Here is a 14,717-nt window from a genome sequence, read left to right as displayed (position 1 = left end):
ATTGAAGCCCCGGACAAGCCCATACGCTACGTAGGAGAGCTCCGCCGGTAGGCGTTTCCATAGGAATTTCTGAAGAACCTGTGCAGCCCTCTGACGCACGTCTGCTTCTGTGTCGTTTACCCAGGCGGTGCGAGCGGCAATGCCGGGTCGGGAGCCGTCAACCGTATTTGCTCCGTTTGGTTTAGCGATTCGGCGAACATCCAGGAACGTAACCTGACGAATTCGCAGCATTCGTCTTGTGTTGCGCACGCCCTATGCCTAACGGCCAATCCCCCTCATTTCCCCATTTCTGAGATGCCAGTCCGACTACACTGGTCATGAAGCCTTGCTTCTCGCCATCGGAGATGAACGCAACCCCCTCCGCCCCGATGGTCGAAAGAAAGCCGTCTTGCCCAACAAGACCCAGCGAAAGGGGAGAAAGAAGGGGAAACCCGAGGCATCAAAGAAGCGCGGGCCGCATGGGCGGCAACCCATACGACCCGCTGACCACCACCAACTCATACAAGGAGTTGAAAATGGCTGACGCCAATACTAAGCCACGTCGTAGAAAGAACAAACCGGTCAACATGCAGGAGACGTTTGAGCTGGTCCTGCGCAACTACCCGGATCTTCCCAAGCGAGGCTGGCCGTACCTGCCGTGGATGAAGGCGATCGATATCAATTTCAAGATCTTCGGATTCAAGCCGGGCGACCGCGTGTACCTGAGGGTCAGTGACGTCGACCGGTCGATCACGATCACGCCGGACTACAGCCAGTTGGCGCTGCGAGAGCAGCCGTACCACGATGATTGGGAACCGTCGCCGGAATAACATCTGCAAGGGCCGCGTGAAACGGCTCTAGCGAGTGGAATGCAGGCGTTACCCAAACGCGACTGACCGCCGGGGCAACATGCCCCGGCCATGGCAGCAAACGCCGCGACTCACCCCTAAAGCGACCGTCAACAACTGTCACGACCGAAAGGCCCGTGAGGCCGCACCGCGCCTGCCGAAACTGCCGCTAGGGCTTCACATCATCGCCCGCTGGCCCGCCGCTTCACAACTTTCCCACGCTGCAACACATACTCGACCCGCGCGCCTTCATCGGCCACAACCCCGATATCCTCGAGCGGATTCCCATCCAGCACGACGAGATCAGCGATCGCCCCCACGGCCACAACCCCCAGCTCCCCCGTCATATTCACAATCTCCGCCGCCACCGTCGTCGCGGACCTAAGCGCCTCCAGATTCCCAAGCACCTCCGCCCGAATCCGAAACTCGCCAGACTGAAACGCGTGCATCTCACCGAGCAGATCCGACCCGAACCCCATCTTCACGCCGGCCTTCGCATAAATCTCAAGCGACTCGCGTCCTTTCTGCTGCACGGAAGCCACCTTCGCGATGGAGTCCGCGGGCATCCCAAACTCCGCCCCATGTTTAGCCAGCGCGTCATATGTCACCAGCGTCGGCACCACGAACGCCCCACGCTCATGCATGAGCGTGGCAGCCGCTTCATCCACGAGATTCCCGTGCTCGATCGTCCGCACGCCGCATCGCACGGCCCGCGCAATCGCTCGGCCCGTATACGCATGCGCCATCACATACGTATTCGCGGCCTCGGCCTCGTCGACGATCGCCCGAATCTCGTCCTCCGAATACTGCGTGTTCGCAATCGGATCGGTCGGCGAAGCCACGCCGCCTGACGCCATGATCTTGATCTGCGTCGCGCCTTTCTGAATCTCCTCACGCACGGCGAGCCGCACGCCTTCGACGCCATCGACAACCCGCGCAATCGCGCCCGTCCTGAAACAGCAGGAGCAGGGCTCCAGCACGTCGCCACGAGGCCGGAAATCCCCATGCCCGCCGGTCTGCGACAACGCTTTCCCCGACGGAAAAATCCGCGGCCCCGGAATCAGCCCGGTCTCGACCGCCTGCATCAGGCTCCAGTCCGCGCCCCCGGCATCCCGCACACTGGTAAACCCACGCGACAGCATCGCATCGAGAATCGGCAGCGACCGAATCGCCGCGAGAATATTCGGCTGCGTCGCATTCGCGCCGAGGTTCGCATTCGAAGCCAGCACATGCACATGGCAATCGATGAACCCCGGCATCACGGTCTTGCCGCGCACGTCGATCACCTGCGCATTCGGCAAATCCACCGGCCGATCGGTGACTTCGACGATCCGCTCGCCTTCGATCACGACATGATGATGTTCGAGCAACACGCCTCGTTCGAGGTCGAGCACGTTGCCGCCTTGAAGCACGGTAATGGTCATGAGGAAAAATCCTTATCGAGTCGTGGAGACCGCACGCTTCGCATCCCTCACGAAGCGCGTGCCGACGAAACTGACGGCCGCCGCGAGCATCACGTAGAACGCGGGCGCCATGTTGCTGCCGGTGCGGGCGATGAGCCACGTGATCAGGAACGGCGCGAACCCGCCGAATATCGTCACCGCGAAGTTGTACGCAACGGACAACCCGGTCGACAGCACCTTCGTCGGAAACAGCTCGGCGAACGCCGCGAGAATCGGCCCGGTGTAAGTGGCGATCAGCACGCCGAACACGGCCTGGAACACGATCAGCGACACGAACCCGGGCGCATGGTTGATCCACGAGAACATCGGCCACGCGAGCACGAGGATCGCGAGCGCCGCGCCGGACAGGAACACGCGTCGTCCCCACACGTCGGCGAGTCGCCCGACGATCGGCGAGCAGCACATGATCATCAGCCCGCCGACCATGCCGGCCGTGAAGCCGGTCGATTGCGGCAGATGCAGCGTGCGCACGGAATAGGTCGGCATGTAGAACAGCAGCACGTAGGTGCAGACGGTCCACAGGATGACCATCGAGAAACTCGCGAACGTCTCGCGCGGATACGTGTGCAGCACTTCCTTCAGCGGCGAGCTTTCCTTCGCCTGCGATTCGACGGCGCTGAACGCGGGCGTCTCGTCGAGATGGCTGCGAATGAAGTAACCGACCGGCCCGACGATGATCCCGAGCAGGAACGGCAGCCGCCAGCCCCAGCTATGCAGCGCCTGCGTGTCGAGGGACGTCGTGACGAACGTGCCGGTCGCCGCGCCGAGCAGCACCGCGAAGCCGATGCTCGACTGGATCCAGCTCGAGTAATACGCGCGCTTCTCCGGCGGCGCGTATTCGGTGAGGAACGCGGTGGCGCCGCCCATCTCGCCGCCGGCCGAGAAGCCTTGCAGCAGCCGCGCGACGACGATCATGAGCGGCGCGGCGATGCCGGCCTGTTCGTAGGTCGGCGCGATGCCGATCAGCGCGGTGCCGGCCGCCATCAGCAGGATCGTGAGCGACAGCGCGGCCTTGCGTCCGACCTTGTCGGCATAGACGCCGAGCACGATGCCGCCTACCGGCCGCATGAAGAAGCCGACGCCGAACGTCGCGACGGTGAGCAGCACGGATGTCAGTTCGTTGCCGGTCGGGAAGAACAGCTTCGCGATGATCACCGCGAAGAAGCTGTAGACGGTGAAGTCGAACCATTCGAGGCCGTTGCCGATCACGGTCGCGACGATGGCGCGGCGGCGCTGTTGCACCGCCGCATCGACGGAAGGCGCGGCGCGCGGGGAAAGCGTTCCTTGCATGGTCTCTTCCTTGGTCAGAAGACGGGACGGCTGCCCCGCTTGAATCCCATGCTAAGGAGAGCCGCAATTTTTTCTGAAACGAAAGATTCGCATGCCTGCATGCGCTGCACGCATGCGTCGCGCTCGGGGCATTCAGGGCGCGGTCTGCTGCTCCGCCTGTTCGAACAGCCAGCGGGTGAACAGGCGGGCGGCCTGGTTCTGCGCGCGGTCGTTCGGCGAGATCAGGTAATAGCCGCCGCCGTGGCTCGCGGACGCTTCCGTCACGCGCACGAGCAGGCCGGCTTCGATGCATGCGTCGATCATGTAGCGCCAGCCGAGCGACACGCCTTGGCCGAGAATCGTCATCTGCACGATTTGCGGATAGGAGTTGATCGTGATGTCCTGCGGCTGCGCTTTCTGCCGGTCGACGTCGTTCATGTCGAACCATTCGGACCACGACATCCATTGGCGCTGGCCGTCTTCGAGGCGCAGCAGCGTTTCGTTCGCGAGATCGGCCGCGTCGAGCGTGCGGCCGGCCAGATAGCCGGGCGCGCAGACGGGGAACACTTCCTCGTCGAACAGCCGGCGCGCGGTGTATTCGGCCGGCGCCTGCTGACGCACGTAGTAGACGCCGACGTCGAATTCCGCGGGCGACATCGATGCAAGACCGTCGCGCACGATCAGGCGCAGCTTGATGCTCGGATACGTGACGCGAAAGTTCGGTAGCCGCGGCGTGAGCCACAGCAGCGCGACGCCGGACGAGCACGCGATCGTCAGTTCGAGATCGCCGTACGGTTTCATTACGTCGTGCGTGGCTTGCGCGCATTGCGTGAGCAGATGGTGGACTTGTGCCGCGTATTGCTCGCCGGCGATCGTGAGCCGCAGCGAACGGTGTTCGCGCACGAACAGCGAGCGGCCGAGAAATTCCTCGAGCTGCTGGATCTGGCGGCTGATCGCGCTTTGGGTCAGGTGCAGTTCGGTGGCGGCTTTCGTGAAACTCGCGTGCCGCACGGCGGCTTCGAACGCGATCAGGCACTGAAGAGGCGGCAGAGGCGTGATGCGCATGGCGGGCAGGGAATCGGGGGAGCTGTCGACATGATACGGGCGAATCGAACGGAAATGACCGGGCGGGAAGGGCGTTGCCGATCAGCCTGTTCGCCGAGATCGGGCACGACGCGCGAGCGGCCAGGCAACGCGCGCAGCCAGTCAGGGCCGCATCGCTTCGCCCGAAAAGTGGATCGCGAGGTAAAACAGTTACAAGTTAGCTGTTGACGCGTGGCTATCTGGCAGTTAGTGTGTGCGTCGAAGTCCAAGAAGTCCGATTGCTGTTCATCAATTGCTCGCTCCTCCAAGCGGTATTCGTTGTCCTCTCCCTCCTTGACGCTTCACGCGCTCTTCAACAGAGCAAATCTCTCTATTTTTTTATCAAGGAATCTTCATGGATACCGGTATCGTCAAGTGGTTCAACGACAGCAAAGGCTTTGGCTTCATCACGCCGGACAACGGCGGTGACGACCTCTTCGCTCACTTCTCGGAAATTCGTGCGGACGGCTTCAAGACGCTGGCTGAAAACCAGAAGGTGAGCTTCGAGACGAAGCAAGGCCCGAAGGGTCTGCAAGCGGCCAACATCAAGCCGCTGTAAAGTTTGAAGGGCCCGGCCATCCCACGATGGGCGCCGGGTCGCAGCGACATCCTCACGGAGCTGGTCTCCTAAAGTTGGCGCGGTTGTTCCTGGCTGCCGCTGTTAAGTCGGCAGCTGGCCAAGCGCCACACGTCTCGTTGCACTTCATTCCCCCCTCCGGCCTCAGCGCCTGATTTTCGCTTTCCGACTGCTTCAGATTCAGCTCGCAATGGCTTTGAATCGGCGTATCCGTGCGCATTTCGCACGGCACGCGCGCGGTCGTTCATTATTAAAATTAAAAATGCAAACCAAACATATTCATCAATACAACGGCTATGCCGTCCAGCCCTCGGCGCATCGTTTGCCCGACGGCAGTTTTTCCGCCAACCTGCTGCTCGAGCGCGTCGATGGCGCGTCTGCAGAAGGCCGCTACCAGTTCTATTCGCTCGATTACTTCGCGAGTGAAGCGCAAGCGCTGCGGCACTCGGCACGCTGGGCGCGCCGCTGGGTCGACACGCGCGGTTAAAGGCAACGCGGTGGTGCCGGATACTCAACGCATGTGAGTCCCCGGGCGCGTACGACAACGCGCGCCCGACCCCCGCGTGCGGCCGATTCTTTAGCGACGATCCGAGAGGCCAGGGCGGACTGAACGGTGCTGCCAACCTCCGCATTTGTGCGAAGATTGCCGATATCCCAAATATGCGAGACCGCCGTGACCGGATCGACCGCCGAGGGCACCCCGGAAGCAACCGCCCACTCACCCTGGATGCCTGTCGCCCTGGCCGAACTCGGCATCCGCCGCCACCCGCCGGGCAGCATCAACCCGCGCATCGTCGAATACAACAACCAGACGAACCTGGTCGGCTACGACGACAAGATTTCCTGGTGCTCGTCCTTCGTCAACTGGTGCATGACGCACGCGGGATTCCGCGGCACCGGGTCCGCGCTCGCACGCTCATGGCTTGAATGGGGCCGCCCGCTGGAGCGCCCGGTCTACGGCTGCATCGCGATCCTGACACGCGACGACCCGACGAGCTGGAAAGGGCACGTCGGTTTCTACCTGCGTCACGACGCCGAACACGTTCACCTGTTCGGCGGCAATCAGCTGGAAGAAGTGCGCGAACTCGCGTACCCGTTGCATGAAGTGATCGGCTACCGCTGGCCGGCACCGCATTGACCCACCCGCGCTGGACCGGTAACGCAGCGAGAACCTGTCCGCATTTTTGTGGGCGAGACCGGCTTCGACGACGCGCCGCAGCAGGTCTGCGCGCGAGTCGAACCATCGGTGTTGCTTGGCAATGCGATCGACGATCGCTCGATCCACGCCGGGTGCCTTGCCCGCTTCGCGCAGTGCGCTGCGCGGCCGATAAATCGTCCGTCCTTCGACAAACGGCGACGTGCGCAACAAGCGGGCCAGATAGAACACGTTCTGGCCCAGGCCGTTTTCCCAGACGTTCTGGCCGGCATGCGTGAAAACCGAAATTCCGATTCGCATGATCGTTCACCCGAGAGCGTATGCGTCGCTTACCACTGGTAGGCTGCGCCAGCACCGTACGTATTACCGCCCGCACCGTTGATCGCCACCCCTCCCTTGACCTTCAGGTTGTTCGTGATTCGAGCGGTAAAACCAAGGGCCACTGCCTGATATCCCTGGAAGCCGGCGGTACCTATGCCGAACGAGAGCGTCTTCCCGGGATCGACTTCAGGAATCATCGTCAGCGCGGCGGCACTGGCAATTCCGGAATAGGCCATCCTTGCCACCTGATTCACGTTCGACTGCACGGCTCCCAATTGCGACATGTTGACCGCGTCCGTCGGGTTCATCCCGGGCGCCAGATTCGTAATCCTGCGCTCGTTGCCAGGCGAGCCCACCGACACCGTGCTCGCTTCGCTTGCGATTGAGCCCGCGCCTAGCGCGACCGAATTCTCCGCTGTTGCTATCGCTCCCGCGCCGAGCGCAACCGAGTTGCTCCCCGAGGCGAGCGCGTTGGTGCCCGATGCCGTGGCGGAGCTGTTGACGACCTGAGCTGCGGCATCTGTCGCGACCGGGTTTGCCGACATGCCCTGAACTGCTTGCGCGGTAACGACTGCCTTCGTGCTGGTCGAGAGCGAGGTCGAGCTGGTAGACAGGGAAGCCGTCCCCGTCGATGGAGTGCTTTGCGCAGTACTGGCACTTGTCGAGGTCGATGTCGAGAGCGCGGTAGCAGTAGACGTGCTCGTGGTTTGCACCGCGGCTTTGCCGCCCCCCTGGGAGTTTATCTGCGTGGACAGGGAGGCCAGCCCCGTCGACAGCGATGTCACCGCGGTATTCAACGTCGCCACCTTGCCGTTTGTCGTGTTCAAGCTGGTCGAGAGAGACGCAACGCCGGTGAAGAGCTGAACCACGCTGGTCGAGGTGGAAACGCTCAACGTCGACAGGCTGTTGTTGACCGTGTTCAGTTTGTTGAGCCAGGAGGCAATCGAGCCGGAATACGAGGTCGACAACGACGCCAGATTGCTGTTCGTCGTGTTCAGGCTCGTGGAGAGTGAAGTCACGCCGTTCGCCGCCGCGCTGATTCCGGTCGATGCCGATGTCGACAGGCTCGATACGTTGTTGTTGGTCGTGTTCAGACTCGTTGATAGCGAGTTGACCCTGCCCGTCGTCGTGTTCAAGCTCGTGGAAAGCGAGCCGACCGTGCTGTTCGTCGTGTTTAGGCCCGTCGACAGCGAGCTTACGCCGCTTTGCGCCGTGCTGATGCCGGCCGCGGCCGAGGTCGACAGGCTTGTCACTTTGCTGTTGGTCGTGGTCAGACTTGTCGACAGCGAGGTCACACCGCTTTGTGCCGTGCTGATGCCGGCCGCGGCCGAGGTCGACAGGCTTGATACGTTGCTGTTGGTGGTGTTCAGGCCCGTCGATAGGGAGGTCACGCCGCTTTGCGCGGTGCTGATGCCGGCCGCGGTCGAGGTCGACAGGCTTGTCACTTTGCTGTTGGTCGTGTTCAGGCCTGTCGAGAGGGAGGTCACACCGCTTTGCGCGGTGCTGATGCCTGCCGCGGCCGACGTCGACAGGCTTGTCACTTTGCTGTTGGTCGTGTTCAGGCCCGTCGAGAGGGAGGTCACGCCGCTTTGCGCCGTGCTGATACCGGCCGCAGCCGAGGTCGACAGACTCGCCACGTTGCTGTTGGTCGCGGTCAGGCTCGTCGACAGTGAGGTCACACCGCTTTGCGCCGTGCTGATACCGGCAGCGGCCGATGTCGACAGACTTGCCACGTTGCTGTTGGTCGTGTTCAGACCTGTCGACAGGGAGGTCACACCGCTTTGTGCCGTGCTGATACCGGCCGCGGCCGACGTCGACAGACTTGCCACGTTGCTGTTGGTCGTGTTCAGACCTGTCGAGAGGGAGGTCACACCGCTTTGTGCCGTGCTGATACCGACCGCAGCCGACGTCGACAGACTTGCCACGTTGCTGTTGGTGGTGTTCAGGCCCGTCGACAGAGAGCTGACGTTGCCGTTGGTCGAATTCAAGCTGGTCGACAGAGATCCCACGTCGGTCGATTCCTGCGTCGACAGTGCACTGAGGGTGCTGTTGGTCGCGTTCAGGCTCGTCGACAGCGAGGTCACGCCACTTTGCGCTGTGCTGATGCCAGCCGCAGCCGAAGTCGACAGGCTCGTCACGTTGCTGTTCGTCGCATTCACGCTGGTTGACAACGATCCGACGTCGGTCGACTCCTGCGCCGACAGTGCACCGAGGGTACTGTTGGTCGTGGTCAGGCTGGTCGAGAGGGAGGTCACACCGCTTTGCGCCGCGCTGATACCGACCGCAGCCGAAGTCGACAGACTCGCCACGTTGCTGTTCGTCGTATTCACGCTCGTCGACAGCGAGCTCACGCCGCTTTGCGCCGTGCTGATACCGGCCGCAGCCGAAGTCGACAGGCTTGCCACGTTGCTGTTCGTCGTATTCACGCTGGTCGACAACGATCCGACGTCGGTCGACTCCTGGGTCGACAGTGCACCGAGGGTGCTGTTGGTCGTGGTCAGGCTGGTCGACAGCGAGCTCACACCGCTTTGTGCCGCGCTGATGCCGGCCGCGGCCGAGGTCGACAGGCTCGCCACGTTACTGTTGGTGGTATTCACGCTGGTCGACAGCGATCCGACGTCGGTCGACTCCTGCGTCGACAGTGCACCGAGGGTGCTGTTGGTCGTGGTCAGGCTTGTCGACAGAGAGGTCACACCGCTTTGCGCCGTGCTGATACCGGCCGCAGCCGAGGTCGACAGGCTCGTCACGTTGCTGTTCGTGGTGTTCAGGCCCGTGGACAACGAACTGACGTTGTCGTTGGTCGCATTCACGCTGGTTGACAACGATCCGACATCCGTCGATTCCTGGGTCGACAGCGCAGCGAGGGTACTGTTGGTCGTGGTCAGGCTGGTCGACAGGGAACTGACACCGCTTTGTGCGGTGTTGATACCAGCCGCGGCCGAAGTCGACAGACTCGCCACGTTACTGTTGGTGGTATTCACGCTGGTCGACAACGATCCGACGTCGGTCGATTCCTGCGTCGACAGCGCACCAAGGGCGCTATTGGTCGTGGTCAGGCTTGTCGACAACGAGCCCACACCGCTTTGTGCGGTGCTGATACCGGCCGCAGCCGAGGTCGACAAACTTGTCACGTTGCTGTTCGTCGCATTCACGCTCGTCGACAGGGAACTTACGCCGCTTTGCGCCGTGCTAATGCCGGCCGCGGTCGAAGTCGACAGGCTCGCCACGTTGCTGTTCGTCGTATTCACGCTGGTTGACAGCGATCCGACGTCGGTCGATTCCTGCGTCGACAGCGCACCGAGGGTGCTGTTGGTCGTGTTCAGACCTGTCGACAGCGAACTCACGCCGCTTTGCGCCGTGCTGATACCGGCCGCGGCCGAAGTCGACAGGCTCGTCACGTTGCTGTTGGTGGTATTCACGCTGGTTGACAGCGATCCGACGTCGGTCGATTCCTGAGTCGACAGCGCACCGAGGGTGCTGTTGGTCGTGGTCAGGCTCGTCGACAGGGAACTGACACCGCTTTGCGCCGTGCTGATGCCGACCGCGGCCGAGGTCGACAGGCTCGCCACGTTGCTGTTCGTCGTATTCACGCTGGTCGACAGGGAAGTCACACCGCTTTGCGCCGTGCTGATGCCGGCCGCGGCCGACGTCGACAGACTTGCCACGTTGCTGTTCGTCGTATTCACGCTGGTTGACAGCGATCCCACGTCGGTCGATTCCTGAGTCGACAGCGCCCCGAGGGTGCTGTTGGTAGTGTTCAGGCCAGTAGACAGGGAGCTCACGCCGCTTTGCGCTGTGCTGATACCGGCCGCGGACGACGTCGACAGGCTTGCCACGTTGCTGTTGGTGGCGTTCAGGCCCGTGGACAACGAACTGACGTTGCCGTTGGTCGCATTCAAGCTGGTCGACAGTGATCCGACATCGGTCGATTCCTGCGTCGACAGTGCATCGAGGGTGCTGTTGGTCGTGGTCAGGCTTGTCGACAGGGAACTCACACCGCTTTGCGCCGTGCTGATGCCGACCGCGGCCGACGTCGACAGGCTCGCCACGTTACTGTTCGTCGTATTCACGCTGGTCGACAACGATCCGACGTCGGTCGATTCCTGGGTCGACAGCGCACCGAGGGTGCTGTTGGTCGTGGTCAGGCTCGTCGAGAGGGAGGTCACACCGCTTTGTGCGGTGCTGATACCGACCGCGGCCGAGGTCGACAGGCTCGCCACATTGCTATTCGTGGTATTCACGCTGGTCGACAACGAGCCCACGTCGGTCGACTCCTGACTCGATAGTGCACCGAGGGTGCTGTTGGTCGTGGTCAGGCTCGTCGACAGGGAGGTCACACCGCTTTGCGCCGTGCTGATACCGGCCGCTGCCGAAGTCGACAGACTCGTCACGTTGTTGTTCGTGGCGTTCAAGCCCGTCGACAACGAGCTGACGTTGCCGTTGGTCGTATTCAGGCTGGTCGACAGCGATCCGACGTCGGTTGATTCTTGGGTCGACAGTGCACCAAGGGTACTGTTGGTCGTGGTCAGGCTCGTCGACAAGGAACTCACGCCGCTTTGAGCCGTGCTGATACCGGCCGCAGCCGAAGTCGACAGGCTCGCTACATTGCTGTTCGTCGTATTCACGCTGGTCGACAGCGATCCGACGTCGGTCGATTCCTGGGTCGACAGCGCCCCGAGGGTGCTGTTCGTTGCATTCACGCTCGTCGACAGGGAACTTACGCCGCTTTGCGCCGTGCTGATACCGACTGCGGCCGAGGTCGACAGACTCGCCACGTTACTGTTGGTGGTATTCACGCTGGTCGACAACGATCCGACGTCGGTCGACTCCTGAGTCGACAGTGCACCAAGGGTACTGTTGGTCGTGGTCAGGCTCGTCGACAGGGAGGTCACACCGCTTTGTGCCGTGCTGATACCGACCGCGGCCGACGTCGACAGACTCGCCACGTTACTGTTGGTGGTATTCACGCTGGTCGACAGCGATCCCACATCGGTCGACTCCTGGGCCGACAGCGCACCAAGGGTGCTGTTGGTCGTGGTCAGGCTCGTCGACAGGGAGGTCACACCGCTTTGTGCGGTGCTGATACCGACCGCGGCCGAAGTCGACAGGCTCGCCACGTTGCTGTTCGTCGTATTCACGCTGGTCGACAGCGATCCGACGTCGGTCGATTCCTGGGTCGACAGCGCCCCGAGGGTGCTGTTGGTCGTAGTCAGGCTCGTTGACAGGGAACTCACGCCGCTTTGCGCCGTGCTGATGCCGACCGCAGCCGAAGTCGACAGGCTCGCCACGTTGCTGTTCGTGGTATTCACGCTGGTCGATAGTGATCCCACGTCGGTGGACTCCTGAGTCGACAGCGCCCCGAGGGTGCTGTTGGTCGTGGTCAGGCTCGTTGACAGGGAACTCACGCCGCTTTGCGCCGTGCTGATACCGGCCGCAGCCGAGGTCGACAGACTTGTCACGTTGCTGTTCGTGACGTTCAGGCCCGTCGACAACGAGCTGACGTTGCCGTTGGTCGTATTCAGGCTGGTCGACAATGAGCCCACGTCTGTCGACTCCTGAGTCGACAGCGCACCGACGGCGCTGTTGGTGGTGTTCAGGCCCGTAGACAGGGAGCTCACGCCGCTTTGCGCTGTGCTGATACCGGCCGCGGACGACGTCGACAGGCTTGCCACGTTGCTGTTGGTCGTGATCAGGCTCGTCGACAGGGAGGTCACTCCGCTTTGTGCGGTGCTGATGCCAGCCGCGGCCGAGGTCGACAGGCTCGCCACATTGCTATTCGTGGTATTCAAGCTGGTCGACAACGATCCGACGTCGGTCGATTCCTGGGTCGACAGCGCGCCGAGGGTACTGTTGGTCGTGGTTAGGCTCGTTGACAGGGAACTCACGCCACTTTGCGCCGTGCTGATACCGGCCGCAGCCGAAGTCGACAGGCTTGCCACGTTGCTGTTGGTGGCGTTCAGGCCCGTGGACAACGAGCTGACGTTGTCGTTGGTCGCATTCAAGCTGGTCGACAACGATCCGACATCAGTCGATTCCTGGGTCGATAGTGCACCGAGGGTGCTGTTGGTCGTGGTCAGGCTCGTCGACAGGGAGGTCACACCGCTTTGCGCCGTGCTGATGCCGGCCGCGGCCGACGTCGACAGGCTTGCCACGTTGTTGTTCGTGGCGTTCAAGCCCGTCGACAACGATCCGACGTCGGTCGACTCCTGGGTCGATAGTGCACCGAGGGTGCTGTTGGTCGTGGTCAGGCTTGTCGACAGGGAGGTCACGCCGCTTTGCGCCGTGCTGATGCCGGCCGCAGCCGAGGTCGACAAGCTCGTCACGTTGCTGTTCGTCGCATTCAAGCCGGTCGACAGCGATCCCACGTCGATCGACTCCCGGGTCGACAGCGCACCGAGGGTGCTGTTGGTGGTGTTCAGGCCCGTCGACAGGGAGGTCACGCCGCTTTGTGCGGTGCTGATGCCGGCCGCGGCCGAGGTCGACAGGCTCGCTACATTGCTGTTCGTCGTATTCACGCTGGTCGACAGCGATCCGACGTCGGTCGACTCCTGCGTCGACAGTGCCTCGAGGGTGCTGTTGGTCGTGGTCAGGCTCGTCGACAGGGAACTCACGCCGCTTTGAGCCGTGCTGATACCGGCCGCGGCCGAGGTCGACAGACTCGCCACGTTGCTGTTCGTCGCATTCACGCTGGTCGACAGCGATCCCACATCGGTCGATTCCTGAGTCGACAGCGCACCGAGGGTGCTGTTGGTCGTGGTCAGGCTCGTCGACAGGGAACTGACACCGCTTTGCGCCGTGCTGATGCCTACCGCAGCCGAAGTCGACAGGCTCGCCACGTTGCTGTTGGTGGTGTTCAGGCCCGTCGATAGGGAGGTCACGCCGCTTTGAGCCGTGCTGATGCCGACCGCAGCCGAAGTTGACAGACTCGCCACGTTGCTGTTGGTGGTATTCACGCTGGTCGACAACGAGCCCACATCGGTCGACTCCTGGGCCGACAGCGCACCGAGGGTACTGTTGGTCGTGTTCAGGCCCGTCGACAGGGAGGTCACACCGCTTTGCGCCGCGCTGATACCGGCCGCAGCCGACGTCGACAGACTTGTCACGTTGCTGTTGGTCGTGTTTAGACCTGTCGACAACGAGATCACACCGCTTTGTGCCGCGCTGATACCGACCGCAGCCGACGTCGACAGACTTGTCACGTTGCTGTTGGTGGTGTTCAGGCTCGTCGACAACGAGCTCACACCGCTTTGTGCCGTGTTGATACCGGCGGCGGCCGAGGTCGACAGGCTTGCCACGTTGCTGTTGGTCGTATTCACGCTGGTCGACAGGGAGGTCACACCGCTTTGCGCGGTGCTGATGCCTGCTGCAGCCGAAGTCGACAGACTCGTCACGTTGCTGTTGGTGGTGTTCAGACCCGTCGACAACGAGCTCACGCCGCTTTGTGCCGTGCTGATACCCGTCGAGGTCGAAGTCGACAGGCTTGCCACGTTGCTGTCGATGGCGTTCAGGCCCGTCGACAACGAGGTCACGCCGCTTTGTGCCGTGCTGATACCGGCCGCAGCCGAAGTCGACAGGCTCGTCACGTTGCTGTTCGTTGTGCTCAGACCTGTCGACAGCGAGTTCACGCCGCTTTGCGCCGTGCTGATCGCCGTCGAGGTCGAAGTCGACAGGCTGGTCACCTTTCCGTTCGTGGTGCTCAACCCCGTCGACAACGAGGTTACGCCGCTTTGTGCCGTGCTGATCCCCGTCGAGGTCGAAGTCGACAGGCTCGTCACGTTACTGTTCGCCGTGCTCAACCCCGTCGACAACGAGGTTACGCCGCTCTGCGCCGTGCTGATCCCCGTCGAGGTCGAAGTCGACAGGCTCGTCACGTTGCCGTTCGTGGTGCTCAGGCCCGTCGACAGCGAGTTCACGCCGCTCTGCGCCGTGCTGATCCCCGCCGCAGCCGACGTCGACAAGCTCGTCACGTTGCCGTTCGTTGTGCTCAATCCCGTCGACAGTGAGTTCACGCCGCTCTGAGC

General features: G+C 62.4%; 9 protein-coding genes and 1 pseudogene. 5 read left to right on the top strand and 5 right to left on the bottom strand.

The features are described from left to right. Positions 1 to 458: 458 nt before the first annotated feature. Positions 459 to 809, top strand: a complete 351-nt coding sequence (locus tag AC5LXX_RS27040; protein WP_493411697.1) for a hypothetical protein — start codon at positions 459 to 461, stop codon at positions 807 to 809. A gap of 200 nt (positions 810 to 1,009) precedes the next feature. On the opposite strand, the gene AC5LXX_RS27035 is transcribed toward AC5LXX_RS27040, so the two are convergent. The 3 genes from AC5LXX_RS27035 to AC5LXX_RS27025 form a co-directional block, all read right to left on the bottom strand. Beyond that, a complete protein-coding gene (locus AC5LXX_RS27035; RefSeq protein ID WP_493411696.1) occupies positions 1,010 to 2,251 on the bottom strand; it encodes a metal-dependent hydrolase family protein in 1,242 nt (413 codons plus the stop codon). Between the two features lie 12 nt (positions 2,252 to 2,263). Further along, entirely contained in the window at positions 2,264 to 3,580 is a 1,317-nt protein-coding gene (locus tag AC5LXX_RS27030; protein ID WP_493411695.1) for an MFS transporter, read from the bottom strand. Between the two features lie 132 nt (positions 3,581 to 3,712). After that, the gene (locus AC5LXX_RS27025; RefSeq protein ID WP_493411694.1) at positions 3,713 to 4,624 is read right to left on the bottom strand and encodes a LysR substrate-binding domain-containing protein; all 912 of its coding nucleotides are present in this window, start codon (positions 4,622 to 4,624) and stop codon (positions 3,713 to 3,715) included. A gap of 373 nt (positions 4,625 to 4,997) precedes the next feature. Between AC5LXX_RS27025 and AC5LXX_RS27020 the strand changes: the two genes are divergently transcribed. The 3 genes from AC5LXX_RS27020 (at position 4,998) to AC5LXX_RS27010 (ending at position 6,357) form a co-directional block, all read left to right on the top strand. After that, complete coding sequence (locus tag AC5LXX_RS27020; protein ID WP_006485974.1) at positions 4,998 to 5,201, top strand: cold-shock protein; 204 nt, start codon at positions 4,998 to 5,000, stop codon at positions 5,199 to 5,201. Positions 5,202 to 5,481: 280 nt separating this feature from the next. Beyond that, positions 5,482 to 5,706 (top strand): hypothetical protein, encoded by a 225-nt coding sequence (locus AC5LXX_RS27015; RefSeq protein ID WP_493413426.1) that lies wholly within the window; start codon positions 5,482 to 5,484, stop codon positions 5,704 to 5,706. A 240-nt stretch (positions 5,707 to 5,946) separates the two neighbouring features. Next, a complete protein-coding gene (locus AC5LXX_RS27010) occupies positions 5,947 to 6,357 on the top strand; it encodes a TIGR02594 family protein (protein WP_493413425.1) in 411 nt (136 codons plus the stop codon). Positions 6,358 to 6,603: 246 nt separating this feature from the next. Here the strand turns inward: AC5LXX_RS27010 and AC5LXX_RS27005 are convergent. After that, positions 6,604 to 6,675: pseudogene (locus tag AC5LXX_RS27005) on the bottom strand (hypothetical protein); the annotation flags it as partial. 29 nt (positions 6,676 to 6,704) lie between these two features. Then, a complete protein-coding gene (locus AC5LXX_RS27000; RefSeq protein WP_493413424.1) occupies positions 6,705 to 14,033 on the bottom strand; it encodes a YadA-like family protein in 7,329 nt (2,442 codons plus the stop codon). On the opposite strand from AC5LXX_RS27000, the gene AC5LXX_RS26995 reads away from it, so the two are divergent. Next, the gene (locus AC5LXX_RS26995) at positions 13,993 to 14,715 is read left to right on the top strand and encodes a hypothetical protein (RefSeq protein ID WP_493413458.1); all 723 of its coding nucleotides are present in this window, start codon (positions 13,993 to 13,995) and stop codon (positions 14,713 to 14,715) included. The genes AC5LXX_RS27000 and AC5LXX_RS26995 overlap by 41 nt on opposite strands. Positions 14,716 to 14,717 lie beyond the last annotated feature (2 nt).

The sequence above is a fragment of the Burkholderia torrens genome (genome assembly GCF_984668525.1).
This window is presented reverse-complemented; position numbering and strand designations above follow the sequence as displayed.